General features: G+C 32.0%; 25 protein-coding genes and 2 tRNA genes. 13 read left to right on the top strand and 14 right to left on the bottom strand.

What is annotated here, in order from left to right; translation table 11 throughout:
• Positions 1 to 3: 3 nt before the first annotated feature.
• Together RM697_RS03265 and RM697_RS03260 are read right to left on the bottom strand one after the other, a co-directional pair.
• Positions 4 to 864 carry a hypothetical protein gene (locus RM697_RS03265; protein ID WP_311426409.1) on the bottom strand — a complete coding sequence of 287 codons (861 nt, stop codon included), beginning with the start codon at positions 862 to 864 and terminating at the stop codon, positions 4 to 6.
• A 36-nt stretch (positions 865 to 900) separates the two neighbouring features.
• On the bottom strand, positions 901 to 2,133 hold the full coding sequence (locus tag RM697_RS03260) for a peroxiredoxin family protein (protein ID WP_311426408.1): 1,233 nt from the start codon (positions 2,131 to 2,133) through the stop codon (positions 901 to 903).
• Between the two features lie 102 nt (positions 2,134 to 2,235).
• Between RM697_RS03260 and pheT the strand changes: the two genes are divergently transcribed.
• Positions 2,236 to 4,659, top strand: a complete 2,424-nt coding sequence (gene pheT / locus RM697_RS03255; RefSeq protein ID WP_311426407.1) for a phenylalanine--tRNA ligase subunit beta — start codon at positions 2,236 to 2,238, stop codon at positions 4,657 to 4,659.
• A gap of 1 nt (position 4,660) precedes the next feature.
• On the opposite strand, the gene RM697_RS03250 is transcribed toward pheT, so the two are convergent.
• A complete protein-coding gene (locus RM697_RS03250; RefSeq protein ID WP_311426406.1) occupies positions 4,661 to 5,326 on the bottom strand; it encodes a hypothetical protein in 666 nt (221 codons plus the stop codon).
• 45 nt (positions 5,327 to 5,371) lie between these two features.
• On the bottom strand, positions 5,372 to 6,655 hold the full coding sequence (locus RM697_RS03245; RefSeq protein ID WP_311426405.1) for an ammonium transporter: 1,284 nt from the start codon (positions 6,653 to 6,655) through the stop codon (positions 5,372 to 5,374).
• 200 nt (positions 6,656 to 6,855) lie between these two features.
• Between RM697_RS03245 and tpx the strand changes: the two genes are divergently transcribed.
• From tpx to ribB, 6 genes are all read left to right on the top strand, one after another.
• Positions 6,856 to 7,356 carry a thiol peroxidase gene (tpx, locus tag RM697_RS03240; RefSeq protein ID WP_311426404.1) on the top strand — a complete coding sequence of 167 codons (501 nt, stop codon included), beginning with the start codon at positions 6,856 to 6,858 and terminating at the stop codon, positions 7,354 to 7,356.
• Between the two features lie 5 nt (positions 7,357 to 7,361).
• Complete coding sequence (locus RM697_RS03235) at positions 7,362 to 7,733, top strand: diacylglycerol kinase (RefSeq protein WP_311426403.1); 372 nt, start codon at positions 7,362 to 7,364, stop codon at positions 7,731 to 7,733.
• Positions 7,734 to 7,818: 85 nt separating this feature from the next.
• Positions 7,819 to 10,236 (top strand): FtsK/SpoIIIE family DNA translocase, encoded by a 2,418-nt coding sequence (locus tag RM697_RS03230; RefSeq protein WP_311426402.1) that lies wholly within the window; start codon positions 7,819 to 7,821, stop codon positions 10,234 to 10,236.
• Between the two features lie 28 nt (positions 10,237 to 10,264).
• Positions 10,265 to 10,900: an outer membrane lipoprotein periplasmic chaperone LolA1 gene (gene lolA1 / locus RM697_RS03225; protein ID WP_311426401.1), complete on the top strand. Its 636-nt coding sequence runs from the start codon at positions 10,265 to 10,267 to the stop codon at positions 10,898 to 10,900.
• Positions 10,901 to 10,916: 16 nt separating this feature from the next.
• Positions 10,917 to 12,899, top strand: coding sequence for an LptF/LptG family permease (locus RM697_RS03220; RefSeq protein WP_311426400.1), 1,983 nt, complete (start codon positions 10,917 to 10,919; stop codon positions 12,897 to 12,899).
• 33 nt (positions 12,900 to 12,932) lie between these two features.
• The gene (gene ribB, locus RM697_RS03215; protein WP_311426399.1) at positions 12,933 to 14,081 is read left to right on the top strand and encodes a 3,4-dihydroxy-2-butanone-4-phosphate synthase; all 1,149 of its coding nucleotides are present in this window, start codon (positions 12,933 to 12,935) and stop codon (positions 14,079 to 14,081) included.
• Here the strand turns inward: ribB and RM697_RS03210 are convergent.
• The 4 genes from RM697_RS03210 to RM697_RS03195 form a co-directional block, all read right to left on the bottom strand.
• Positions 14,078 to 15,271 carry a DegT/DnrJ/EryC1/StrS family aminotransferase gene (locus RM697_RS03210; RefSeq protein WP_311426398.1) on the bottom strand — a complete coding sequence of 398 codons (1,194 nt, stop codon included), beginning with the start codon at positions 15,269 to 15,271 and terminating at the stop codon, positions 14,078 to 14,080. The genes ribB and RM697_RS03210 overlap by 4 nt on opposite strands.
• 6 nt (positions 15,272 to 15,277) lie before the next feature.
• The gene (locus RM697_RS03205; RefSeq protein ID WP_311426397.1) at positions 15,278 to 15,679 is read right to left on the bottom strand and encodes a hypothetical protein; all 402 of its coding nucleotides are present in this window, start codon (positions 15,677 to 15,679) and stop codon (positions 15,278 to 15,280) included.
• A gap of 36 nt (positions 15,680 to 15,715) precedes the next feature.
• Positions 15,716 to 16,360 carry an NAD(P)H-dependent oxidoreductase gene (locus RM697_RS03200; RefSeq protein WP_311426396.1) on the bottom strand — a complete coding sequence of 215 codons (645 nt, stop codon included), beginning with the start codon at positions 16,358 to 16,360 and terminating at the stop codon, positions 15,716 to 15,718.
• Positions 16,361 to 16,424: 64 nt separating this feature from the next.
• Positions 16,425 to 16,509 (bottom strand) — tRNA-Ser (locus RM697_RS03195).
• Between the two features lie 166 nt (positions 16,510 to 16,675).
• Between RM697_RS03195 and RM697_RS03190 the strand changes: the two genes are divergently transcribed.
• The 4 genes from RM697_RS03190 (at position 16,676) to RM697_RS03175 (ending at position 20,558) form a co-directional block, all read left to right on the top strand.
• A complete protein-coding gene (locus RM697_RS03190) occupies positions 16,676 to 17,452 on the top strand; it encodes a DUF3108 domain-containing protein (protein WP_311426395.1) in 777 nt (258 codons plus the stop codon).
• 4 nt (positions 17,453 to 17,456) lie between these two features.
• On the top strand, positions 17,457 to 17,789 hold the full coding sequence (locus RM697_RS03185; RefSeq protein WP_311426394.1) for an FUSC family protein: 333 nt from the start codon (positions 17,457 to 17,459) through the stop codon (positions 17,787 to 17,789).
• Positions 17,790 to 17,870: 81 nt separating this feature from the next.
• Positions 17,871 to 18,905: a M28 family metallopeptidase gene (locus RM697_RS03180; protein ID WP_311426393.1), complete on the top strand. Its 1,035-nt coding sequence runs from the start codon at positions 17,871 to 17,873 to the stop codon at positions 18,903 to 18,905.
• Between the two features lie 75 nt (positions 18,906 to 18,980).
• Complete coding sequence (locus RM697_RS03175; protein WP_311426392.1) at positions 18,981 to 20,558, top strand: M28 family peptidase; 1,578 nt, start codon at positions 18,981 to 18,983, stop codon at positions 20,556 to 20,558.
• A gap of 167 nt (positions 20,559 to 20,725) precedes the next feature.
• Here the strand turns inward: RM697_RS03175 and RM697_RS03170 are convergent.
• From RM697_RS03170 to RM697_RS03155, 4 genes are all read right to left on the bottom strand, one after another.
• Positions 20,726 to 20,801: transfer RNA gene (locus RM697_RS03170), tRNA-His, on the bottom strand.
• Positions 20,802 to 20,859: 58 nt separating this feature from the next.
• Entirely contained in the window at positions 20,860 to 21,561 is a 702-nt protein-coding gene (gene bshB1, locus RM697_RS03165) for a bacillithiol biosynthesis deacetylase BshB1 (protein WP_311426391.1), read from the bottom strand.
• A 47-nt stretch (positions 21,562 to 21,608) separates the two neighbouring features.
• Positions 21,609 to 22,523 (bottom strand): 23S rRNA (adenine(1618)-N(6))-methyltransferase RlmF, encoded by a 915-nt coding sequence (gene rlmF, locus RM697_RS03160; RefSeq protein ID WP_311426390.1) that lies wholly within the window; start codon positions 22,521 to 22,523, stop codon positions 21,609 to 21,611.
• Positions 22,513 to 23,688, bottom strand: coding sequence for a trans-sulfuration enzyme family protein (locus RM697_RS03155; protein WP_311426389.1), 1,176 nt, complete (start codon positions 23,686 to 23,688; stop codon positions 22,513 to 22,515). The genes rlmF and RM697_RS03155 overlap by 11 nt, the downstream gene beginning before the upstream one ends.
• Before the next feature lie 514 nt (positions 23,689 to 24,202).
• Between RM697_RS03155 and RM697_RS03150 the strand changes: the two genes are divergently transcribed.
• Positions 24,203 to 24,571 carry a hypothetical protein gene (locus RM697_RS03150; RefSeq protein ID WP_311426388.1) on the top strand — a complete coding sequence of 123 codons (369 nt, stop codon included), beginning with the start codon at positions 24,203 to 24,205 and terminating at the stop codon, positions 24,569 to 24,571.
• Here the strand turns inward: RM697_RS03150 and mscL are convergent.
• Positions 24,568 to 25,023: a large conductance mechanosensitive channel protein MscL gene (gene mscL / locus RM697_RS03145; RefSeq protein WP_311426387.1), complete on the bottom strand. Its 456-nt coding sequence runs from the start codon at positions 25,021 to 25,023 to the stop codon at positions 24,568 to 24,570. The genes RM697_RS03150 and mscL overlap by 4 nt on opposite strands.
• 51 nt (positions 25,024 to 25,074) lie before the next feature.
• Here mscL and RM697_RS03140 point away from each other — a divergent pair, with 51 nt between their 5' ends.
• Positions 25,075 to 25,650 (top strand): pseudouridine synthase, encoded by a 576-nt coding sequence (locus RM697_RS03140; RefSeq protein ID WP_311426386.1) that lies wholly within the window; start codon positions 25,075 to 25,077, stop codon positions 25,648 to 25,650.
• A gap of 104 nt (positions 25,651 to 25,754) precedes the next feature.
• Here RM697_RS03140 and RM697_RS03135 read toward each other — a convergent pair whose 3' ends face one another.
• Positions 25,755 to 25,934, bottom strand: coding sequence for a hypothetical protein (locus RM697_RS03135; protein WP_311426385.1), 180 nt, complete (start codon positions 25,932 to 25,934; stop codon positions 25,755 to 25,757).
• Positions 25,935 to 25,942: the final 8 nt, after the last annotated feature.

Raw genomic sequence — 25,942 nt, 5'->3', positions numbered from 1 at the left:
GAATTAATAATATACTTCAATAACACCAGAGGTTAAACTTAAGTCACCTCCATCTGCGTTGGTAACAATGCCACCAAAGGTTCCTAGTAATTCTCCTGCTTCATTTGTGGTTATGTTGGATGTAAAATCATCAAATCCATCTGTGTTAGGAAAAAATGTAGAGGTTAATGTTACCTCAAACGTACTATTTATAATATCAACTCCTGTGGCATTTTGTTCTACTTCAAAATATATTCTATAGCTACTTGCTCCATTAGCAGAACTTTCACCTGTTACTTCTAAAAAGTTTCCTGCTTCTACAACTGTTATAATATCAAAAACAATTGGTGCAGTACCAGCTGAAAATCTAATTTCACTGTCTGAAACTGGATCTGGATCATTAGAACAATCACCAAGTTCGTCAATCATAGCTTGCAAACTTCCATCTTCATCACCACATTCAAAAATCTGTTCTTCTAGAGCAGATCTATATATTACACAAAGAGTTTCATAATTATCATCATTGGCATTACTGAAATTAATCTCTGCTAAGTTCGCTGCATTTTCAGCTGCTTCACAATCCGTAAAGGTAGAAGGATCAGTACAATCTCCTAAAGCATCAATACCTTGCTGTATAGAACCATCTGGATCTCCACAAGCTAATATTTGTGCCTCTAGAGCTTCTTTGTAAGCAATACAAAGTTGCTGATAATTTCCTTCGTCTATTTCTAAAAAAGCTAAAGCTGCTTCAGCTGTATTTAAAACAGCTTGCTCGCAAGACATATTAGTTTCAATGGTTTCAATACCATCGTCAATGGGCTCATTCTCACATGTAATAGCAGTAAATAAAATTAAAAAAGTAAGTAGGGCAAATAACTTCTTCATGGTAATTTTTTTTTATGTAGTACAAACATACTATAATTATTCTAAAAGCAACATTTTAACAAAGCTGTCAAACTCAGAAATAAACATGTTATACTTGTCTCCTGTTGCAGGACCATTAAAGCCTGTATGTATTTTACGAACATTACCTTTTTTATCGATATAAATAGTGGTTGGGTAACTTAATACATGATTTAACATTGGCAATTTTTCATTAGCCTTCCCTTTATCAGAGCTACCTATTTGCGCCAATAAAATAGGGTAGGTAATTTCTGTGTTATCTCTTAATCGTCTAATATTAGTTAAAGCTCTATCTTTAGTTTTGGCATATTCAAAAGCTAAAGCTACTATTTCAATATCCTCGTTAGAATTATTTTTGTAATACTCTGAATAAAAACGACTTTCATCTAAACAGTTAGGACACCAAGTTCCCATGATTTGCACTAATACAACTTTATCTTTAAATCGTTCATCTTGAAGAGATACTATTTTTCCATTTTCATCAGGAAATGAAAAAGCAAATTTATCATAACCCTCTTTAAGGTAAGTTAATGAATCTGAATCTGGTAACTCGTAATCAGGATTAATTTTAGCTACAAAAGGTTCTTTCCAATGATTACCAGAGTAAAATTGACCTTCCATTGTAGAATCTGTCACATTTGCTGTAAACAAAAAAGCGTGAGCACCATCAAAAGCTGATAATGACAATTGATTTCCGTTTAAAACACCTTCTAAAAAACGATAATCACCAGTCGTAGTTCTAAACGTTCCATTAACTACATTACCATTTTGTGTAAAAATTCCTTTAGCAATGTATTCATCACCTTCAATGTCTTTACTAAAAACTGTTTCCCAGTTTCCTGAAATATTGAATTTTGATTTACGTTCATTGATTTCAAATCGTTTTGATCCTATTTCAGCATTAAAAGGGACTACTCTATCTAAACTTTCTTTGATATAATGGCCTTGTAATACTCCATTCTTAACTGTTCCAGCGATATAGCCTTCATATACTGGAAAGGTTATATAAATAGAATCATTCTTATAAGTTAACTGATTGTCTTTAATACGCTCTTCGGCATTATAAATAACCACAGAATTATCATCAGCTATTTCAAAATTAAAGGGTAATTCTTTATTATCTTGGACCTGTAAAACAGCTCTGTAAATGCCTACTTTTAAATGTTCTGCCTTAGATTCTTGCTTACAACTTATACAGAGTAATGCTAAGGTTACAATAAGGTACTTTTTAATAGTTTTAATACTTTTCATAGTGGTTCTAAATAACAACAAAAAGCTTAAATAAAAAAGCAATCATTCAATTTCATTAAGAAACGAGGTTTATTATCTTTGCGACTGCATTAAAAACAAACGATGAAAATATCATATAATTGGTTAAAGCAATTTATTAAGACAGATTGGTCACCAGAAAAAACTGGTGAATTACTCACTGATCTTGGTTTAGAGATCGAAGGTATTGAACCATTTCAGTCTGTAAAAGGTGGATTAGAAGGTATTGTTGTTGGTGAAGTTATAACCTGTTCTAAGCATCCTAATGCTGATAAACTAAAAATCACTTCTGTAAATATTGGAGAGAAAGAACCTGTTCAGATTGTTTGTGGAGCTCCAAATGTAGATAAAGGTCAAAAAGTACCTGTAGCAACCATAGGAACCACATTATATACTTCTGAAGGTGAAGCTTGGAAAATAAAAAAAGGAAAAATTAGAGGTGAAGAAAGCTACGGAATGATTTGTGCCGAAGACGAACTGGGTCTTGGTGCATCGCATGATGGTATTATGATATTAGACGATATATTAGAACCAGGAACTTTAGCTTCTGAGGTTTTTGAAATTGAAAATGATTATGTTTTTGAAATTGGTTTAACACCAAATAGAGCCGATGCCATGAGTCATTATGGTGTAGCTAGAGATTTAAAAGCAGGCTTATTGCAGCACGAAGAAAATTTAGAGCTTATTACACCTTCTGTAAGTGCATTTCATCTTGATAAAAGATCCTTAAAAATAGATGTTGATGTTTTAGATAAAGAGAAAGCGCCTAGATATTGTGGTGTAACTTTATCTGGATTAAAAGTTGAACCATCTCCACAATGGTTACAAAATCGTTTAAAATCTATTGGTTTAGCGCCTATTAATAATATTGTAGACGCTACCAATTATGTGTTGCATGAATTAGGTCAGCCATTGCATGCTTTTGATGCTGCAAAAATATCAGGTAATACTATTGAAGTTAAAACTTTAAAAACAGGAACTAAATTTGTTACTCTTGATGACGTTGAACGCGAATTGCATGAAGAGGATTTAATGATTTGTGATGCAGATAAACCAATGTGTATTGCTGGTGTTTTTGGAGGTATTCATTCTGGAGTATCAGAAACAACTACGAGCATATTTTTAGAAAGTGCTTATTTTGATCCTGTAAGTGTTAGAAAAACAGCAAAACGTCATGGATTAAATACTGATGCTTCATTTAGATTTGAGCGTGGTATTGATCCTAATATTACAGAGTATGCACTAAAACGTTGTGCACTTTTAATCATGGACATTGCAGGAGGTGAACTTAGTAGTGATATTGTTGATGCATATCCTAATAAAATAAAAGATTTTGAAGTTCGTCTTAGTTTTGAAAATGCAAAAAAACTGATAGGTGAAGAAATTCCAAGAGAAACCATTAAGCAAATTTTAACATCATTAGATATAAAGGTCAATAACGTTACCGAAGCTGGTTTAGGTCTAACAGTGCCAGCCTACAGAAATGATGTTCAACGAGAAGCTGATATTATTGAAGAGGTATTACGTGTTTATGGTTATAATAATATAAGTACCACAGAAAAATTAAATGCTTCTATCTCTTACTCGTCTAAAACAGAAGATCATAAAATTCAGAATGTTGTTGGTAATCAATTAGCAGCACAAGGATTTAATGAAATTTTAGCAAATTCATTGACTTCTCCAGACTATATAGAGTTAAGTGACCATTTAAAAGCTGAACATAATGTTGAAATGCTTAATCCGTTAAGTAATGATTTAGCAGTAATGCGACAAAGTTTATTGTTTAGTGGTCTTGAAGCTATTTCGCATAATATTAATAGACGTCAATTAGACCTAAAATTATTTGAATTTGGTAAAACGTATCATAACTATAACGAGCGCGAGGAGCATAAACATTTAACGCTTTTTACAAGTGGTAATCGCACTACAGAAAGTTGGTTAGAAAGCACTCAAAAGAGTGATTTCTTTTATTTTAAAGGCATCATTATAGCGTTGTTAGAGCGATTAGGTATAACAAATGCTAAAGGGTCTCCACTTAAAAATGATATGTTGAGTGAAGGACTGCAATTAGGTTTTGGTAAAATTAAATTGGTTGAGTTTGGTTTAGTTACACGTAAAATCTTAAAATCTTTTGGTATTGATCAAGAAGTACTTTTTGCAGATTTTAATTGGGATAATATACTACAAGTAATAAGCGCTAAGACTGTTAAAGTTACTGAAATATCTAAATATCCCGAGGTTCGTAGAGACTTTGCTTTATTGGTAGACGAAACAGTTTCTTTTGAAAACATTTACACTATTGCCAAGCAAACTGAAAAGAAAGTATTAAAAGACATTAATTTATTTGACGTTTATCAAGGTGAAAAATTACCTAAAGGTAAAAAGAGTTATGCTGTAAGCTTTATGCTGCAAGATGAAGCTAAAACCTTAACAGATAAACAGATTGATAAAATTATGCAGAAGCTACAAGGTAATTTTGAAAAGCAACTTGGTGCTGAGTTGAGATAAACTATTTTAACTTTATTAATTCAAAATAAGACTTTCGTTTACCCATTTCAATTTCTAGAAACAAAGAATTTAATGTAGTGCCGACAATTTTATAATTATAGACATCGCCTTTTTTGCTAAAGTTCTTTTTTATATCGTCATCGCTTTCTATAAACTCTAACGAAAATTCACAATCACTTTTTTTTAAAAATTTGAGATTAGAATAGGTATTAGTTTTTTGCATTTTTTCTTCCCAAGAATGATTATTAATGTTTACAAACGTTGTATCCATCACTTTTCTGTTTTCATACGAAGGAATTAGGTAATAATAATTACCATCAACTAGTTCAGAACAATTTAGAGTATTATTATTTGATATTTTGTCTTTAATAGGTTCTACAAAGTTAAAGAGATAGCTACATTGCTTGGTCATTTTTGAAGCTATTCTTATAAAAACATCTTGCGGAATGCTATCCATTGTTTTAACTCTAAACTCTTTCAATAAATTTATCTCATTACTCAATATTATATCCGCTAAACAAAGGTCTATTTTTTCTAGCTCTGTTATTTCTTTTGTTTTAATACAATCACATAACTCATCAGCTATTATATCTTCAACAGATTGCGAATTAAGATTGATACTAATAAAAATTATAAAAAAGAATAATGCTAATTTGGTTAGATTCATATTATGAGAATAAGTGCAATTTAGCTTTAAAATATAACAAAAATATCATTCAACATTCTCACCATGCTGAGACAAGTCTAAACCACGCTCCTCTTGATCTGGTCTTACTCTTAGTGGAATCATAATATCTACGATTTTAAATAATATCCAACTTCCGAAAAATGTAAATACTGCTACAATTACTAATGCTAGTAAGTGATACCAAAACGTTTGTGTCTCGCCATAAATAAGTCCAACATCCTTGGCTAAAACACCAGTTAAAAGCATACCTACTATACCTCCAACTCCATGACTAGGAAATACATCTAAAGTATCATCAATCTGAGAACGTTTATTAAGCTGTATCGCAATATTACTCACTATGGCTGCAACAAATCCAATAAATACACTTTGACCTAAAGACACAAATCCTGCAGCTGGAGTTATCGCAACCAAACCTACAATTGCACCAATACATGCACCTAGAGATGACATTTTTCTATTGTAAAAACGATCAAAAAACAACCAAGTAATCATACTTGTAGCTGAGGCAATATTGGTGTTAGAAAATGCAATTACTGCATCTGCATTTGCACCTAAGGCAGAGCCTGCATTAAAACCAAACCATCCAAACCATAATAAACCTGTTCCTAAAATAACATAAGGAATATTGGCAGGTCTCTCTATACGCTCTTTACGTTTGCCAAGATAAATAGCTCCTGCTAAAGCAGCTAAACCAGCAGACATATGTACAACTGTACCACCTGCAAAGTCTAAAACGCCCCAATTTCTTAGTAAGCCATCAGGATGCCATGTCATATGTGCTAATGGTGAGTATATAACTACAGAAAAGAGCACCATAAATAAAATATAACTTCTAAAACGAATACGTTCTGCAAAGCTTCCGGTAATAAGTGCTGGAGTAATTATTGCAAATTTTAATTGAAATAAAGCGAACAATAAAAATGGAATAGTTTCAGCAAAATCAGGGTTTGGTGAAGCCATAACATCTTTAAAACAAAAAAATGTTCTAGGATCTCCAATTATTCCGTAAAAACTATCACCAAAAGCAAGGCTAAATCCAAATACTACCCAAAGCACACTGATAACACCAAGTGCTACAAAACTTTGCAGCATAGTGGATATAATACTTTTTTTGTTTACCATGCCTCCATAGAAAAAAGCTAAACCAGGTGTCATTAAAAAGACTAATGCAGTAGCAACAATCATCCAAGCTGTATCACCTTTATCTATAGTGCCAGTAGATTCTAATACTTGATACTCGGTTCCGCAGACTAGAATAACAATAACCAATAAAGCAAGTACAATAAAATTAGATTTCCTTCCCATAATAATTTGTTTAGTTAGTGATTCAAATCTAAAAATTACTAACACATTAACCTATTAGAAATTAAATTAGAATTGAAAATTTATCATATTCCTAATAAACCACAAATAAGATTAAAAAAAATGAAATTTGACCAGACTTTTTTGTAGAATATAAAATCAATAATCACTATTTTTAAGCTTCAAAAATTTAAACTATAAAAATGGCTAAAATAACATTAGGAGGTAATCCAGCAAATACCATAGGAAGCTTACCAGAAATCGGTACAAAAGCTCATGACTTTAACTTAACTGCAACAGATTTATCAGAAAAAACACTTAGTGATTTTTCTGGAAAAAACGTAGTACTCAACATATTTCCGAGTGTAGATACAGGAGTATGTGCACAATCCATAAGAACCTTCAATGAAAAAGCAAGTAATTTAGATAATACTGTTGTTTTGTGTATATCTAAAGATTTACCTTTTGCGCAAGCACGTTTTTGTGGAGCTGAAGGTTTAGAAAATGTGGTATCATTATCTGATTTTAAAACAGGAAAATTTGGTGAAGACTATGGTGTTACTTTTACAGATAGTGCTTTTGAAGGTTTATTGTCTAGAAGTATTGTTGTTATTGATAAAGACGGAATCATTACGCACACGGAACAAGTATCAGAAACAGGAGAAGAACCAAACTACGAAGCTGCATTGTCTGCTTTGAGTTAATCTTTATGAATCCATCTAAAGAACCCTTCTTCATCAACAGAATAAAAAGTGTTGGTTATGCTCTTAAAGGTGCTGTTTACCTTATAAGCACTGAGGCTAGTATTAAAATTCAAGTTGGTATTGCTATTGTTATAACTATTGCAGGTTTTTACTTTAATATTTCCAAAACAGAGTGGTTAATTCAAACAGGAATGATAGGATTAGTGATGAGTATTGAAGGTGTAAATACAGCGATAGAATATATTGCAGATTTTATTCATCCTGAACATCATCACAAAATCGGACGCATTAAAGATATTTCTGCTGGAGCTGTTTTTTTAGCTGCTATTACAGCTGTTATTGTTGCAGGTATTATTTATATACCAAAGATTTTTTAATTGTTAACAATGGCGTTGGCAATTTTTTAAAATAAACAGTCGTTAATAACAGTAATTTGTATTTTTGTTTCACTAAAAGGGATTAATGGCGAAAAAGACCAAAAAAAGGAATACTAAAACAAAACCTAAACTTAAATCACCAAATTTCAAATTATCAAGTCAACAAAAGTTAATTTTTGGTAGCTTGTTAATTATCCTTGGTGTGTTGCTTTTTGTCTCCTTTCTATCGCATTTATTTGAAGGTAAAGAAGATCAAAGCCTTCTTGCAAACTTTCCAGTACGTTCAAATGAATATAAAAATTGGGCCAAACAAGGTGGTGCATGGTTAAGTGAACTATTTATTGATAAAGGTTTCGGAATTGCATCCTTTATTTTTTCAGGTTTATTTTTCTTATCTGGTATTTATGTTACGTTAAATCTAAAGAAGGCAAAACTAAGAAAACACTGGATTTGGGGAACACTTATTGTGATTTGGCTTTCTATTTTCTTTGGATTCTTCTCACACAAATATGGTATGCTTGGAGGTACTATAGGTTATGAGATGAATACTTTCTTTCAAGATTATATAGGTAAGATTGGGACTGCTTTACTCCTACTATTTGGTTTAATTACATATGCTGCTATTCGGTTTAAAGCAAATGGCGAAACATTTACAAATCTCTTTAAGCGTGCTAAAAAAGAATTTAAAGACGAGTTTAACTCCACTAAAGACAATATAACAGAAGCAGATGATGTACCAATAGACAATAGTTTAACAGAAGAAGCAGAAGCTATTAAATCATCTTTTGAAATCCCTTTAGAAAATTTAGAGCCAACAATTAAAAACCACTCTAAACTTAATCCAACCAAAAAAGACACTGAACTAGAGGTTTCAATTACAGAACCAGAACTAAAAACCCAAGAGATAAAACCTGATGTTGCAATTGAAGTGGAAGAAATTAAGGAAGAAAAATCTGAACGGGATAACCTGGCAGATAAGCTTGTAGAGGATTTTGGTCTATTTGATCCTACGCTAGAGTTAGGTAAATATCAATTTCCGCCCTTAGATTTATTGAAGCAGTATAATACCGAAGGTATTACCATTGATAAGGATGAACTCGAAGAAAATAAAAATAGAATTGTAGAAACCCTTAGTAATTATAAAATTGGTATTCAGAGTATTAAAGCTACTATTGGTCCTACAGTAACACTTTATGAGATTGTGCCAGATGCAGGTGTTCGTATTTCAAAAATTAAAAACTTAGAAGATGATATTGCATTATCGTTAGCAGCATTAGGTATTAGAATAATTGCTCCTATACCTGGTAAAGGTACAATTGGTATTGAAGTTCCGAATAAAAAATCCACAATCGTTTCAATGCACTCTGTGATTGCAGCGCAAAAATTTCAGAAATCTGAGATGCAACTACCAATTGCATTGGGTAAAACAATTAGCAATGAAACGTTTGTTGTAGACTTAGCAAAAATGCCTCATTTACTTATGGCTGGTGCTACAGGACAAGGAAAGTCTGTTGGGCTAAATGCAGTGTTAACCTCATTACTTTATAAAAAACATCCAGCAGAAGTTAAGTTTGTTTTAGTAGACCCAAAAAAGGTTGAGCTTACATTATTTAATAAAATTGAACGTCATTATCTTGCAAAGTTGCCAGACAGTGAGGAAGCTATAATTACAGATAATACAAAGGTTATTAATACATTAAATTCGTTATGTATTGAAATGGATAACCGTTACGAGTCACTAAAAAATGCGTTTTGTAGAAATATAGCTGAGTATAATGCAAAATTTAAAGCTCGTAAATTAAACCCAAATGATGGTCACCAGTTTTTGCCATATATTGTTTTAGTAGTCGATGAATTTGCAGATTTAATAATGACTGCTGGTAAAGAAGTAGAAACACCAATTGCAAGATTAGCACAATTAGCCAGAGCTATTGGAATACATTTAATTATAGCTACACAACGACCATCTGTAAATGTTATAACAGGAATTATAAAAGCTAATTTTCCAGCACGTATAGCATTTAGAGTAACCTCTAAGATAGATTCTAGGACTATTTTAGATGGCTCTGGAGCAGATCAGCTTATAGGTCGAGGCGATATGTTGTATACACAAGGTAATGACATGATTCGTTTGCAGTGTGCTTTTGTAGATACACCAGAAGTAGAGCGGATTACAGAGTTTATTGGATCACAGAAAGCCTATCCAGATGCGCATTTATTACCAGAATATGTTGGTGAAGAAAGTGGCACAAGTCTTGATGTAGACATAGCAGATAGAGATAAACTATTTAAAGATGCTGCACAGATTATTGTAACAGCACAACAAGGATCAGCATCTTTATTACAACGTAAATTAAAATTAGGTTATAATAGAGCAGGTAGAATTATAGATCAGTTAGAAGCCGCAGGAATCGTTGGTTCTTTTGAAGGCAGTAAAGCCAGGCAGGTTTTAGTACCAGATTTATCTGCATTAGAACAATTATTAGAAAATGAACAACAATAAATTAATAGTCTTAAAGTCATTACAAACAATGAAACATTTATTCTTTGCTTTATGTATTGGAGCTAGTTTTTTTACCATGGCGCAAAATGATGCTAAAGCTTTACTTAATGAAGTGAGTACTAAGGTAAAAGCTTATGAAAACATCTCGATAGAATTTAAATATGTTTTAAGTAATGTTAGTGAAGATATCAACCAAGAAACACGTGGTAATGTAGTTATTAAAGGCGAGCAATATCTGCTTAATATATTAGGTGTTACAAGACTTTTTGATGGCAAAACACTATATACTATAAGCCCAGAGGATGAAGAAGTGACTATTTCTTCGGATAATACTGAAGATGAAAATACGATTACTCCAAGTAAAATGCTGTCTTTTTATGAAGATGGTTATAATTACGAAATGGATATTATTCAAAATGTTAAAGGGCGTAAAATACAGTATGTAAAATTAATTCCTATTGATACTAATGCTGAGATTAAACAAGTACTATTAGGAATTGATGCTAAGACTAAGCATATTTATAATCTTATCGAAGTAGGTAAAAATGGTACTCGTACCACTTTGACTGTTAATTCTTTTAAAACAAATCAGCCTATATCAAAAACCTTATTTACTTTTGATCAAAGTAAATATCCTGATTATTACATAAATAAAATAGATTAGGTCCTAACCTTGCAATGTGAAAATATTAGATAGGTACATACTTACCACCTACTTAAAAACATTTTTGAGCGTGCTGATTATTCTCATGCTCATTTTTATTTTGCAGGCCGTTTGGCTTTATATATCAGAACTTGCAGGCAAAGATTTAGATGTTGGTGTTATTATGAAGTTTTTAGCCTTTGTAACTCCTACGTTAATTCCATTAATATTACCACTCACAATTTTAGTAGCCTCAATAATGGTTTTTGGAAATTTTGCTGAAAACTATGAGTTTGCTGCAATGAAATCTACTGGTATATCTCTGCAAAGAGCTATGAGAGGCCTTAGCATATTTATTGTCTTACTTGCTGTTGGAGCGTTCTTTTTTGCCAATAATGTAATTCCTGCAGCTAATCATAACTTCTATAATCTTAGAAATAATATTAAAAAAGAAAAGCCTGCAATGGCTATAGCACAAGGACAATTTAATCAAATTGGTACAGATTTTAATATTAAGGTTAATTCTAAAAGTGGAGAACGTGGTCAGTTTTTAGAAGGTGTTACCATACATCAAAAAAAGAAAAATAGTAGTAATAAAAACTACATGGTTATTAAAGCCGATCATGGTGAGCTTATAAGCAGTGTAGATTCAGAAATATTGAGTCTTAAACTTATAAAAGGTAATTATTACGAAGAAGTTTTTGGTAAGGACTCCAAAAGAAATTTAAGAAAACCTCATGCAAAAAGTTATTTTGAAACCTATACAATTAACCTCGATTTAGGAGGCACAGGAGATGTAGATTATTCAGAAAATGATATTGACGGTAAATATAATATGCTAAATGTTTCGGGCTTGTATTATACAATAGATAGTCTAACCGTTAAACGTGTTGAGAAAACCAAAACATTATCCAATACACTTTATAACAGAAGTACTATTGGTACACTTAACAATAATATAAATCCTAAGCAAGATACTTTAAATGATTCTAATCTGTTAGATTTATTTACAATTAAGCAAAAAGAGAACATTTTTAAATTGGCTTTAAACAGTACTAATAGTACAGTACAAATATTAGAAGCTAATAAAAAATCCCTTGCGGCCGAAGATAAATGGCGCAATCAACATTTAATTGCACTTCATGAAAAATATGTGCTATCCTTTGCGTGCATCATTTTATTCTTTGTTGGAGCTCCACTTGGAGCGCTCATAAGAAAAGGCGGAATAGGATTGCCAATGGTTATTGCAGTACTCTTGTTTTTAACCTATCATTTTATTGGTATATTCTCTAAAAACAGTGCAAAAAATGGAACATTTAATCCTGTTTTAGCAACATGGCTATCAACTTTAATTATGTTGCCATTGAGTATTTATCTAACCAATAGAGCTACAAAAGATAGAGGGTTGTTGGAGTTTGATATTCTTTTAGAACCTTTAAGACGTTTGTTTAAGATAAAATCACAAAATAGATTGGTATCATCTGAGGGTACAGATTATCGCTATTTTGAAAATTTCAACAATCAAAAATTAACTGCTATTGTTAAAGATTACACCAAATTTGATTATGAAGCTGAAGCCTCTTATTTAGCTTTGTCAGAACTTCAAAGACGGAAAGTAAAAATTGAACAGCTATCAGAATATGGTTTAGAAACAAACAAAAAATTTGACGCTATCAAATCTATTTACACGGATTATATAGATTATTCTAAAGCTGCATTAACAGGCTTTTTAATAGGTGGCATTTTAATTGCTTTACATTTCATATTCAAAAATAATAAGCTACCTCAAATAGCAGATGCATCAATACAACTTGGTATCATTAGTTTAGTTTTCTTTTTAATTTATTTTATAGTATCTCATTACTATTATTCAAAATTCTACACATCTATTGACAGAAAAGAAAAGCGCATTCATCCTTTGCTGTTATTATTAAGTATACCTCTTTATCCTATTGAATTATTCTTTACAAAATTTAGAGTGAAGAAAGACTTTAATCGAACTTTTATAGAAAGTATCTAATAAGACCATATCTTTGTACTATATATGACCAATATGATTTCAACTTTGGAAAAAAGCACAACTAAATTACATACAATAGAAGAGGCCATTGCAGATATAAGACAAGGCAAAGTAATTATCGTTGTTGATGATGAAAACCGTGAAAATGAAGGTGATTTTTTAGCTGCTGCTGAAAAAATTTCTCCAGAGACTATTAACTTTATGGCTACGCATGGTAGAGGTCTTATTTGTGCACCTTTAACAGAAAAACGTTGTAAAGAGCTAGAGCTTAATATGATGGTTAGCAATAACACCGATCCTATGGAAACTGCATTTACAGTATCTGTAGATTTAAGAGGAAATGGTGTTACTACAGGTATTTCAGCAAGTGATCGTTCTAAAACTGTACATGCTTTAATTAATGACGACACTAAATCATTTGAATTAGCCAGACCGGGACATATTTTTCCTTTGGTAGCTAAAGAAGGTGGTGTTTTAAGACGAACAGGACACACTGAAGCTGCCATAGATTTTGCACGTTTAGCTGGTTTAAAACCTGCTGGAGTAATTGTTGAAATCATGAATGAAGATGGCACAATGGCACGTTTACCTCAGTTACTTCAGGTTGCTAAAAAATTTGATCTTAAAATTGTATCAATTGAAGATCTTGTAGCTTACAGAATGGAACATGATTCTTTAATTGAAAAGAAGGAAGATTTTGATATTCAAACACGTTTTGGTCAGTTTCGTTTAAGAGCATATAAGCAGACCACAAATAGTCAAGTTCATATTGCTTTAACTAAAGGCGATTGGAATTCTGACGATCACGTTTTAACCAGAATTAACTCTACATTAGTAAATAATGATATTCTTGGTACACTTACAAATAATGCAGATCAAAAATTAGATGATATGTTCAAAGCTGTTAATGAGAACGGTAAAGGCGCTATCTTATTTATCAATCAGCAACCGAAATCTACAAACTTGTTAAATCGTTTAGCTATTTTAAAAGACAATCAGCAAGTAAACAAAATTGCCAAGGCACCACAAATACCAATGGATGTTAAAGATTTTGGTATTGGTGCTCAAATATTACATGATCTCAATATTTCTAAGCTATGCTTAATGACCAATAGCCAACAACAACCACGTGTTGGTATGATTGGTTATGGTTTAGAAATTGTAGAATGTGTTAATTATTAGACTAATGATCTAATAATAGTTGCCATTGTATTAGCTCTGGTTAAAACTTCATCCTCTGTCCAAGACATTTTAATAAGACAAGATATATTACGACTTATATAATGGTCAGATTGTGAGAAATCTTTATGCTTTAATAGATTAAGCTCGTCTTTTATATCATTAGATAATGGATACAACGATTTAGCCTCTTTTAGATGATGCCATTTCCGTACATAATGCCAGTTATTGTTATAGTAGTTCCAGCAAACATCAATGCCGTTAGTTTTAAATGCCTTAGATACTTCGCTTGCAATGTCTGCATTGGGAAGAAAAAAGTTTAAAAAGGCATAACTCTCTTCACCACCTTCTGGTACAGTTCTAAATCTAATTTCTGGAATTTTCGATAACGTTTCTCTAATTATGCTATAATGTTTTTTCTGAATCGCTAAAAATTCTGGCAAACGTTTTACCTGAGCTAAACCAACAGCTGCGTTTAATTCAGAAATTCTAAAATTATACCCTAAAAAAGGATGTGTTTCTGCACCTCTATCATTGCCTACATGATCATGACCATGATCTGAGTAATGATCTGCATTAACATAATAGGCTTTATTATTAGTTACAACTGCTCCACCTTCGCCACAAGTAATGGTCTTAACAAAATCAAAAGAAAAACAACCTAAATCACCTAAGCTACCTAAAGGTTTATCGTTGTAAGTGCCTCCTATAGCTTGGCAAGCGTCTTCAACTAAAATTAAATGATGTTTATCACAAACAGAACGTAGAGCATTCATATTAGCCATACTGCCACACATTTGCACCACCATAACCGCTTTGGTTTTTGGTGTTATAGCATGTTCTAAAGCTTTAGGATCTAAAGTTAAAGTATCATCAATATCAACCAATATAGGAATAGCGCCTAATATCATTATGGCTTCAAAGCTAGCAACAAAGGTAAAGGTTGGCATAATCACTTCATCTCCTGCACCAACACCTGCGCTTGCTAATGCCACTGAAACTGCAGCAGTTCCACTAGATACTAGTTGCACATGTTTAGATTGAAAGGTTTTTTCAAGTTCTGCTTCAAGTTCTTTTGCTTTCCAATGTCCTTTTCGCATAGCATCAAAACCATAGCGCATAAGAACTCCATTATCTAAAACATCATTAACTTCTTTGCGTTCTAAATCTCCGAATAATTCAAATCCTGGCATATTGTATTAATGGGCTTTTAAAGAACTTATAAATTGATCTATGGTTAGGCCTGAGTTTGGAGAGAAAGAAACCCCTTTTTTTGTTCCATACTTTCCTAATACAACTAAAGAAGGATACGATTTACCTGCATTGTAAGAACGATCTAACCGTGTATTGAGCATTAATTGTTCTTCTGTTAATGTAGAATTTTTAGAAACGTTTACATAATGAATCACAAATGCATCTTGTATTGAACTAATTTTTTTGTCAATTTCTAATCTACTCTCCTCCGAATTAACATGAATTAAAAGTATTTGCTTATTGGCTTTAACAGCTGTAGCTGAAGATTCTTTGAGTGTTTTAAAGTTGGTTTGAGAAAACCCATATACACAAAAAAGTAGGCTGAATAATAAAGAATATGTTTTCATAGTGATTTGATTTGTAACAAATATAATAAAATGCACCTACTCTTCTTTAGTAATTGAGTGGATTACAGTTTTATGAATAGGTTGTCTAACTTTTTTAAGACTTGCAAAAAAATCATCGCTAGCTCTGTAACCAATTGGTAATAATAACACAGACTGTAGCTGTCTTTCCTCTAGTTTAAGAATTCTATCATAATCTTTTGGGGAAAATCCTTCCATCGGACAACTATCTATTCGCTCTAAAGCACAAACAGTCATTAAATTACCTAGAGCAATATAGGCTTGACGTTTAGACCATTCCAAACGCTCATCAACACTCTTTTTACCCATCATATTTTTTAAATCACTTCTAAAAGGAGATAAAATATCTTCGGGAGTAGAACGTATTGTTTTAACATGGTCAAAATGATTATCAACGTCGTCACTGGTAATATTATTATCAATACAAATTACCAATAAATGAGATGCATCAGAAACTTGTTCTTGACCAAAAGAAAATGGAACTAACTTTGTTCTAATTTCTTTTTCAGTTACTACAACTAGCTTTATAGTTTGCAAACCAAATGACGTAGCTGTTAGATTAAAAGCTTGCTTAACAATTTCTAGTTTCTCATCAGAAACTATAGCATTGGGATTAAATTTTTTAGTAGCATAACGCCATTCTAAACTCTCTATAACTGACATCAAATTAGTTTTTGCAAAGATACATATAAACAAAAAAGAGTTTCTAATTATAGAAACTCTTTTGCGGAGAAAGAGGGATTCGAACCCCCGGAGGTGTGACCCTCGCCAGTTTTCAAGACTGGTGCATTCGACCACTCTGCCATTTCTCCTTTAGCGGTTGCAAATATAGAATCCTTTTTTTGTTCAACAAAGATTTTTTCAACTTTTTAAATCCACTCAAAAATCAAAATCTATCAATAAATATTAGCATAAAATCTACTCTAATTGTATTTTCGGCATAATATATGATTGATTTGACGTTATAACTACTTTATCATGAAACACTTCTCTTTTTACATAATAAGCTTATTATGTTTAAATATATTTTCTCAGAACAAAACAATTGTAGCTGGCGAAAATTTAACTTTTACTGCATCTTATAATATGTCTGGGATACTAACAGATTTGGCTGAAGTTACTATGCAAACCAGTGAGATTAAAACTTCAAAAACTACATTATTACGTTTAAAATGTAAAGCAACTACTTATAGTAAATGGGATAGCTTTTTTAAAATAAGAGATTTATATGAAAGTTATGTGAGCCCTAAAACTTTAACCCCTTTTCTTTACAAAAGAGATATTAACGAAGGTGGGTATTATAAATTTATGCAGTATAAATTTAACCATAAAACAAAAACAGTTCAAAGTTTAAAAAAGAAGAAAAAAAAGGAAGGTGGTTTTTGGGAAGAAAAAAAATCACTTTCTATAAATTCATCGACCAAAGATTTAGTAAGCACCTTATACCATATAAGAAATTTAGATATTGATAAAGCTAATATTGGTGACAATATGGATTTTAAAATTCTATTTGATAATGTTGAAAATATTATCAATGTGAGGTATCTAGGTAAAGAAACAATCTCAACAAATATTGGGCGTAAAGAATGCTATAAACTAAGTTTATCTGTAAAAAATAATGATGTGTTAAAAGGTAGTAACGCAAACTTACTATGGCTTACTGCAGATCAAAATAAAGTGCCTGTATATGCAAAATTCAAGATTGCTGTTGGTAGTGGTGAATTAAAAATAAAATCAGCTACAGGATTAAACTAATACCATGAAAAAAACACTAATTATACTCGGATTCATTACAGCAGTATTTGCTGTAATATTGGTAGTAACACCTTTGTTTAAAATTGCTTTATTCCCAGCTATAATAGCAGTTTTATCAGGTTTAGGAGTATTATACTTAGCTAATAAAACCAAGACCTCTAAAAAAGTGGTTCAATACATTTTTTTGCTATCCATTATGTCGTTGGCGATAATGACATATAAGTCGATAACAGATACATCCGAAGTTGGAAATACTGAAGCATTAGAAGAGCTCGAGAAATCTTCTGAAGAAGATGCTTTAGAGGAACTTGAAGGTATAGATTTAGATATTGAATAATAGAAAGCATTGTAAAAAATTAAGTAATACTTCGGTATTACTTTTTTTTTGATTTTATTTGAACTTCAGAATATTATATCTATGAAATTTTATTTTTTATCTGCATTATTAGTAGTAGGTTCATGCACCAATCTTAGACATACTGAAAAAATTAAGCAGCTTAAAAATAGTATCGTTTTTGAAGATGCTTCTATAATAAATAAATATTCTAACACAATAAATACCAAGGATTTAAGAGCTCATTTATCCCTTTTTGCTTCTGATAGTCTTAATGGAAGAATGACAGGCTCTGAAGGACATAACAAAGCATCTAATTATTTAAGATCGTATTACAAAACTCAAAACATCAATTCTCCAGAAGGTATTACAGATTACTATCAAAAAATTCCGGCATCCTATTTTCCAGAAGATATAATGAATTCTTCTCAAAATGTAATAGCATTTATTGAAGGAAGTGTTTACCCAGAAGAGGTTCTTATCATATCTGGTCATTTAGATCATATTGGTGTTATTGAGGGTGCCATATACAATGGTGCTGATGATAATGGATCTGGCAATTCAGCAATATTAGAAATTGCGCAAGCTTTTAAATTAGCAGCACAAGATGGTTATAGACCAAAACGGAGTATTGCGTTTATTCACATGACTGCAGAAGAGTTAGGACTCGAAGGCTCTAGATATTATGTTGAAAATCCAGTATTTCCGCTAGTTAATACAATAGCAAATCTTAATATAGATATGATCGGTCGACGAGATAATAAGTATCAGAATAATGAGGATTATATTTATCTCATCGGATCAGATCGTCTTAGTACTGAGTTGCATTATATTTCTGAAAGAGCAAACGAAGAATTTACGAAACTTGATATTGACTATATATACAATGAAGAAGACGATTTTAATCGTTACTACTACAGATCAGATCATTATAACTTTGCTTTAGAAGGTATTCCTGTAATTTTCTATTTTAATGGCGAGCATGACGATTACCACCAGCCTACTGATACTATAGAAAAAATTGACTTTAATCTTTTAGCGAAAAGAGCAAAGCTTATATTCTCAACAGCTTGGTATTTAGCCAATGCTGATGAACGTCCTGAAGTTGATAAATTCTAAGATGTTAAAAACTGTTAATAGATTCTTTTTACCATTAATGAGAAACTATTTTTGTACAACCTAAAATAAATTCTAATGAAAAAATCACCCTTTTTTATAGGTGCAATGTTACTTCTTGTGGCTTGTGGATCCTCTAATAACAAAACAGTAAGCAATACAGAAGTAGAAACTAAAGCCGAAGTAAATCCGGTAAAGTATGCCAACACTATTACTCAAAATGAAATCAAAGAAATGCTATATATCTATGCTTCAGATGAATTTGAAGGTAGGCTAACTGGAGCACCTGGACAGAAAAAAGCAGTAGAATACTTAAAGAATCAATATACATCAATGGGAATAGGATCAGCATATAATAATGATGATTATTTCCAAGAAGTGCCTTTAGAAAAACAGCAAGTAGCTAAATCTACTCTTTCCGTAAACGGAACTAACTTCAAGCCTTTTGAAAATCAGTTTTGTATCTCTGGTGGTAAAACAGGAACAATGCAAGCTAATGAGGTTGTATATGTTGGCTTTGGTGTAGAAACCGATTCTTATTCAGATTATGGAGATATTGATGTAAAGGGTAAAGTTGTTTTAATGAAAGCTGGTGAGGCTAAAAATGAGGATGGTACTTATGTAACATCAGGAGATATTCAACCTACAAAATGGACAAATCCAAGACAAGCAATGGCTTCTAAAAGAAACGTTGCAAAAGATAAAGGTGCTATTGCTGTAATATTAATGGATGATACTATGTATGGTCCGTATTCTGGTTATTTTTCAAGAATGGCAGAATCTGGGACTTCAGGTAGAATGTCTTTAAAAAGCAATGATGTTAGTATACCAATGTTCATGGTAAATAAAACTTTTGCAACAAATCTTCATCCAACAATTTCTGAAGATAACTCAGTAAAATCAATTCCAACAGATTTTAAGGTAGCTATAGAAAGTAAATCTGAAAATCTAGAATCTGAAAATGTTGTAGCTTTCATTAAAGGTTCAGAAAAACCAGATGAAGTTTTAGTTATCTCTGCGCATTTAGATCATGAAGGTGTTAAAAATGGTGAAGTTTATAATGGTGCAGATGATGATGGCTCTGGTACTATTGCTATTGTTGAAATTGCTGAGGCTTTTAAAACTGCTATAAATGATGGTTATAAGCCAAAACGAAGCATCCTATTTTTACATGTAACAGGTGAAGAAAAAGGATTACTTGGTTCTAGATACTATACAGATATGGATCCAATATTTCCGCTAGAGAATACCATTGCTAATTTAAATATTGATATGATTGGTAGAATAGATCCTAAACGAAAAAGCAATAACAGAAATTACGTGTATTTAATTGGAAGCGATAAGCTTAGTACTGAATTGCATAATATTTCTGAAGAGATTAACGCTAAGTATTGTAATATCGAATTAGATTATACTTACAATGATGAAAACGACCCTAATCGCTATTATTACAGATCTGATCATTATAACTTTGCTAAAAATAATATTCCTGTAATTTTCTATTTTAATGGAACTCACGATGATTACCATAAACCAACAGATACACCAGACAAAATAGAATACGATTTATTAGAGAACAGAGCACGATTAGTATTTTACACGGCTTGGGAACTCGCTAACAGAGATGCGCGTATTATAGTTGACAAAGCAGAATAACACTTAGATTTATTAAGAACAAAAACCCTTCAATATTGAAGGGCTTTTTAATTATGGGTGGAAGATGAGACTCACTTTGACTTCGCTCAGTATAAACTTCTCGTCCCTTTCTATTGGTGAAAATTTACCACAAAAAAAGCTCCTTATTTCTAAGAAGCTTATATCTTGGGTGGAAGATGGGACTCGAACCCACGACATCTGGTACCACAAACCAGCGCTCTAACCAACTGAGCTACAACCACCATTTTAATTAGGTCTGCAAATTTAAAGTATTTACGATTCTATGCAAAACTTTTCTTTTTTATTTTAAATCAAATAATGAATTAACTGCTGGGTAGCGTTCAACTGTAAATCCTTCGCCATATTCTACTCCAACTAACCGTCCCAAATCTCTGGCTCTGTAAACTATGCTGTCTGTAAAATTTTTACTAGAGATAGGTGTTTCTGGCTCATCACTGCTAGGATCATAAAATTGAGTTTTATATACTAACACAGATTTCATTTTAATATCCATATATCCAGAAACATCAACAACTACATCTGGTTTTATGTTTTTCCATTGAATATAATGATACACATGCTTTGGTCGCCAAGCTGCTTGGTTGGTATTAATCTTTACCAAACCACTTAAAAAACACGCATCACTTACAAGTTTACTTCCCTTACCATGGTCTATATGTCTATCGTCAATAGCGTTACATAAAACCATTTCTGGCTGATATTTGCGTATAGCTTCTATTAATGCTAATTGATGTTCTTTATCATTAGTAAAAAACCCATCGGCAAATGCCATATTAATTCTAAAAGCTACACCCAACACATTTGCTGCTTCAGTAGATTCTTCGTCTCTTGTTTTTGCTGTACCACGCGTTCCTAATTCTCCTCTAGTTAAATCTATGATTCCAACGGTTTTGCCCTCAGCAATAGCTTTAGCAAGAGTTGCACCACAGCCTAATTCAACATCATCAGGATGTGCTCCAATAGCGAGTATATCTACTTTCATGTATACATTATTTTAATCAAAATTAGTAATTATTAATCATATTAGATCTAAGTAGTCCAATCCTTTTGTTCTTTATCATTTAGGAAAGTCCAAGCAATTATGCGACTTACTTTATGGCCTTGAGACATCGCTATCTCCTCTACTCTTGTGGCACCTAGTTTTATTAAAGATTGTTGCATCGATTTTATATGATCCTTATTGGAAACAAGGCTTGTAAACCAAAAACATTGTGTTTTATACAATGAGCTTTCATACAAATAGTTATGCAAAAAAGCTTTTTCACCACCTTGATACCATAACTCATTGGAGGTACCACTAAAATTTCGTATAAAATTACCAGACTTGCCTAAGCCTTTTAACTTTCGTTTTGTAGCATCTATGGCATCTTTTTCAGATTTAAAGAATGGAGGATTACACATACTTGCTGAAATCTTTTCGTCTGGTAGTAGAATTGATTTTAAAATATGAGATGGATTTTGTTGATGTCTAAGTTGAATGGCCTCCTCAAAACCATTTTTGGCAATAATTAGTTTTGAATTAGATAAAGCCTCAAGGCTAATATCTGTGGCAATAAATTTCCAATTATAAATGGCATGTCCTAGTAATGGATAAATACATGTTGCGCCTGTACCAATATCCAAAATAGTACTAGTATTTTCTAGATTACTACGTACTAATAAATCGTTGAGATGATGAATATAATCTGCTCTACCAGGAATTGGTGGACACAAATTTGCATCGGAAAATTGCCAATATGTTATACCATAATGCTTAACTAGCAACGCTGTATTAAATTGCTTAACGGCTTTAGGATCTGAAAAGTCAATAGACCTGTTTCCAAAATTATTAGTAAACACAAATGGTGTAAGCTTAGTATAAGATTTACAAAGTTCATCAAAATCATAACCAAACTTATGTTTGTTTTTAGGATGAAGCGATGGTTTCTTTGGCTTATTTTTCATGCACTAAGGCATTAACTGATAGCTTTGCTAGTGCATTTTCAATATCATTTATTATATCGTCATAATTTTCTATACCAACAGAGAAACGAATAAGATTATCTCCTATACCTTGCTCTAATCGTTCTTTAGGTGATAATAAAGCATGAGAGGTTTCTGAAGGCAGAATCATAGTACTCTCAATACCTGCCAAACTCATAGTAGGTTTTATTAATTCTAAAGCATTTAAAAAATCTTTTGCATTGTAGTCTTGGTTTAAATCAAAGGATAACATGGCTCCAAAACCACGCATTTGCTGTTTGGCTAATGCGTAATTAGGATGCGATTTAAGCCCTGGATAATTTACCTTTTTAACGGCGTGATGCTTTTGAAGAAACTTGGCTAATTTCTTAGCATTTTTTTGTTGAGCTTCAACTCGTAAACCTAAGGTTTTTAGGCTACGCTCTAACATCCAAACGGTAAAATCACTTAGACTACCGCCAAGATCTTTTGCTATATCCCAAATCATATCAATATGCGTTTGTGATGCGGCTACTGCTCCAGCACTAATATCTGAGTGGCCTCCAAAATACTTTGTCGCAGAATGAATAACGATATCGATACCATAATCAACCGGATTCTGATTTACTGGAGTTGCAAACGTATTATCAATAACAGTTAATACATTGTACGCTTTAGATAACTTACCTATAGCGTCTAGGTCTACCAACTTAAGTAATGGGTTAGATGGCGTTTCAATATAAATGAGTTTAGTATTAGACTTAATACATGACTCAAAATCAGAAATTTCTAAGCCATTTGTAAACGTAAACTCAATATTATAATGCTTAAAATGAGAATTTACAAGATTACGTGTTCCACCATATATATCATTTTGCACAACAACATGGTCTCCAGATTTTAAAAATGCTAATAATGTTGTGCTTACTGCTGCCATACCAGAACCAAATATCATAGCAGCCTCAGTATGCTCTAAAGCTGCTATCTTCTTAGATAAATACTCTTGATTAGGTGTGTTAAAGTATCTTGGATAACGCTTAATATCAACATCCATAAACTCATAAGAAGTTGATAAATATATAGGTGATGTTGCACCTTTAAACTGTTCATCTGGTGTTTCACCAACATGAGTGCAAATAGTATTTAACCCAAATTTAGATGATTTCATAACTAATGTTTTACTCCTTAAAAATACAAAACTTAAACCAGCTTTAATGCTTAGTGATTATGTATATTTATCTTATAAATGGCACTTTTAAAAAACATATACCTTAGAGCATTGCTGAGTCTAATATTAGGCTGGCTGTTTTGGTTTTCTGCTCTGGGTTGTTCAATCTTCTTTATTATACTTACAGTTATAGCTAACCTTGAGATACATGATAAAACAAATTAAAAGAGTTTTAAACTTGGGTGTTTTTCCAATGACCTTTTTTAAACCACCACATACCAATAATTGCAATAAGAACTTCTACTAAGGTTATAGCAAGAAAAACGCCAATTGGATCTAATTTAAAATAAATAAATAAGAGATTAACGCAAAAGCTGTCAATAAATTTGATAAACGGAAGGTGAAATTAATCTACCATAAGTAAAAGATGCGAAAAAAAATAATATGGGCATTCTTGGTGCTAATAGCGCTCTAAAATTTGCATATCTCTAACATTTCACCTATTTTCAAACCCATGATACAAAAGAAAAAAGAAGAGCAAGATTTTATTGAAGAAACCATTACCTATTTAAAAAACCTAGGTTACGAAAATATCAAAGCAGATATTGATGGTTATGAAACCCCAAAGTCTTTTATAAAAAGGGGTTCAGACATAAGTATCACACCAGATATAGTGGCTGAAAAAGCAAACAGAAAACACTACTTTGAAATTGCTCTAAAGTCTGATCAAACCAAATTATTGAAGTCTAAATGGCGCTTTCTAGATGTTTTATCTCGTATGAAAGACGATCGTTTTAAATTAGTGACTAAACGCGGTCATTATAAATTTGCTACAGACATGTTAGAAGATCTTAACCTAGAAAAAAACTTAATTAAGCTCTAACTATTCCCTTTAATTTTAGCGTTTAGCATTGTATTTTGCTCTTCCATGAGCTCCTTAATATGTGCTAACAATTCAATATCTTTAGGTGTTGCTACTGTTGTGTCCTTAGCATCTTGAGCTTTATTACGCAATCGGTTCATAAATTTTACGACAATAAATACTGTGAAACCTATAATTAAAAAATCTAAAAATGCTCCAAATAGTTCTCCGTAGTATACAGCTACTTCTTCAGTTGTTATAACTCCTGTACTATCCGTTGTACCTTCTCGTAATATAATTTTCTTGTCCTTAAAATTTGTGTCATTAGATAGTAAAGATAAAGGTGGCATTAAAACTTTCTTCACCAACACATCAATAACTTTATTAAAAGAGGCTCCAATGATGATACCGATAGCCATGTCCATCATATTTCCTTTTACTGCAAACTCTTTAAATTCTTTTAATATTCCCATCTTATTTTATATTTTGAATTTTGAAATATAATAAATAGTAAGGAACTCTAAATGGATTCTCATAAGCACTTTATCTTGCATAAACCCTTTGGGTATTTAAGCCAGTTTGTGAATAATCAAAACAAACGAAAAAACAAGTGGTTATTAGGTGAATTATATCCTTTTCCTAAAGGTGTAATGCCTATTGGTCGGCTAGATCAGAACAGTGAGGGCTTGTTGTTATTAACCACAGATGGTCAATTAAGTCATTATATAAATTCTAGTGGTATAGAAAAAGAATATTACGCTTTAGTCGATGGGTTAATCACGGAAAATACTATAGAAAAATTATCTTATGGTGTTACAATTACAAGTAATAGTAAAGCTTATCGTACGAAGCCATGTAAAGTAAAATTAATAAAGCAGCTATCACATATACCTTTAGCAGATAGATCTGTTAGAGATCCTCGACATGGCCCAACATCTTGGATAAGTTTAACCCTTACTGAAGGTAAATTTAGACAAGTCCGTAAAATGACAGCTGCAGTAGGATTCCCTACATTACGATTAATTAGAGTACGCATTGGTGCAACACAACTTAATTTAGATAGTGGCAAAGTAAAACAAGTAGAACAGTTTCAGCTCTAAAGGCAACCTATCGCCTGTCTATATTATTATATTTCTGCACAATGAATATGGCACAAACAATTACTACAAAAGCTACACCTAAAGAAAAATAAAGTACAAAATCGTTAGCGTTCATGATCAAAGAGTTTAAATAAAATCATTAAACCTACAATCATTGGTGCCCAAAGCCCTATAAAAATGCCATGCAATTTGTTACCAGAAAGAAATAAATATTCTGCAACAATAATAATTAATGCACAAAGACATAGTAGTACAAGATACGTTTTACCTATCTTTTTAATCATAGTATTGA

The organism is Microcosmobacter mediterraneus (assembly GCF_031846265.1).
GTDB classification, from domain to species: domain Bacteria; phylum Bacteroidota; class Bacteroidia; order Flavobacteriales; family Flavobacteriaceae; genus Microcosmobacter; species Microcosmobacter mediterraneus.
This window is presented reverse-complemented; position numbering and strand designations above follow the sequence as displayed.

Coding starts and splice junctions, on each gene's coding strand:
- RM697_RS03265 (WP_311426409.1), bottom strand. CDS start 864: ATGAAGAAGTTATTTGCCCTACTTACTTTTTTAATTTTATTTACTGCT.
- RM697_RS03260 (WP_311426408.1), bottom strand. CDS start 2,133: ATGAAAAGTATTAAAACTATTAAAAAGTACCTTATTGTAACCTTAGCA.
- pheT (WP_311426407.1), top strand. CDS start 2,236: ATGAAAATATCATATAATTGGTTAAAGCAATTTATTAAGACAGATTGG.
- RM697_RS03250 (WP_311426406.1), bottom strand. CDS start 5,326: ATGAATCTAACCAAATTAGCATTATTCTTTTTTATAATTTTTATTAGT.
- RM697_RS03245 (WP_311426405.1), bottom strand. CDS start 6,655: ATGGGAAGGAAATCTAATTTTATTGTACTTGCTTTATTGGTTATTGTT.
- tpx (WP_311426404.1), top strand. CDS start 6,856: ATGGCTAAAATAACATTAGGAGGTAATCCAGCAAATACCATAGGAAGC.
- RM697_RS03235 (WP_311426403.1), top strand. CDS start 7,362: ATGAATCCATCTAAAGAACCCTTCTTCATCAACAGAATAAAAAGTGTT.
- RM697_RS03230 (WP_311426402.1), top strand. CDS start 7,819: ATGGCGAAAAAGACCAAAAAAAGGAATACTAAAACAAAACCTAAACTT.
- lolA1 (WP_311426401.1), top strand. CDS start 10,265: ATGAAACATTTATTCTTTGCTTTATGTATTGGAGCTAGTTTTTTTACC.
- ribB (WP_311426399.1), top strand. CDS start 12,933: ATGATTTCAACTTTGGAAAAAAGCACAACTAAATTACATACAATAGAA.
- RM697_RS03210 (WP_311426398.1), bottom strand. CDS start 15,271: ATGCCAGGATTTGAATTATTCGGAGATTTAGAACGCAAAGAAGTTAAT.
- RM697_RS03205 (WP_311426397.1), bottom strand. CDS start 15,679: ATGAAAACATATTCTTTATTATTCAGCCTACTTTTTTGTGTATATGGG.
- RM697_RS03200 (WP_311426396.1), bottom strand. CDS start 16,360: ATGTCAGTTATAGAGAGTTTAGAATGGCGTTATGCTACTAAAAAATTT.
- RM697_RS03190 (WP_311426395.1), top strand. CDS start 16,676: ATGAAACACTTCTCTTTTTACATAATAAGCTTATTATGTTTAAATATA.
- RM697_RS03185 (WP_311426394.1), top strand. CDS start 17,457: ATGAAAAAAACACTAATTATACTCGGATTCATTACAGCAGTATTTGCT.
- RM697_RS03180 (WP_311426393.1), top strand. CDS start 17,871: ATGAAATTTTATTTTTTATCTGCATTATTAGTAGTAGGTTCATGCACC.
- RM697_RS03175 (WP_311426392.1), top strand. CDS start 18,981: ATGAAAAAATCACCCTTTTTTATAGGTGCAATGTTACTTCTTGTGGCT.
- bshB1 (WP_311426391.1), bottom strand. CDS start 21,561: ATGAAAGTAGATATACTCGCTATTGGAGCACATCCTGATGATGTTGAA.
- rlmF (WP_311426390.1), bottom strand. CDS start 22,523: ATGAAAAATAAGCCAAAGAAACCATCGCTTCATCCTAAAAACAAACAT.
- RM697_RS03155 (WP_311426389.1), bottom strand. CDS start 23,688: ATGAAATCATCTAAATTTGGGTTAAATACTATTTGCACTCATGTTGGT.
- RM697_RS03150 (WP_311426388.1), top strand. CDS start 24,203: ATGATACAAAAGAAAAAAGAAGAGCAAGATTTTATTGAAGAAACCATT.
- mscL (WP_311426387.1), bottom strand. CDS start 25,023: ATGGGAATATTAAAAGAATTTAAAGAGTTTGCAGTAAAAGGAAATATG.
- RM697_RS03140 (WP_311426386.1), top strand. CDS start 25,075: ATGGATTCTCATAAGCACTTTATCTTGCATAAACCCTTTGGGTATTTA.
- RM697_RS03135 (WP_311426385.1), bottom strand. CDS start 25,934: ATGATTAAAAAGATAGGTAAAACGTATCTTGTACTACTATGTCTTTGT.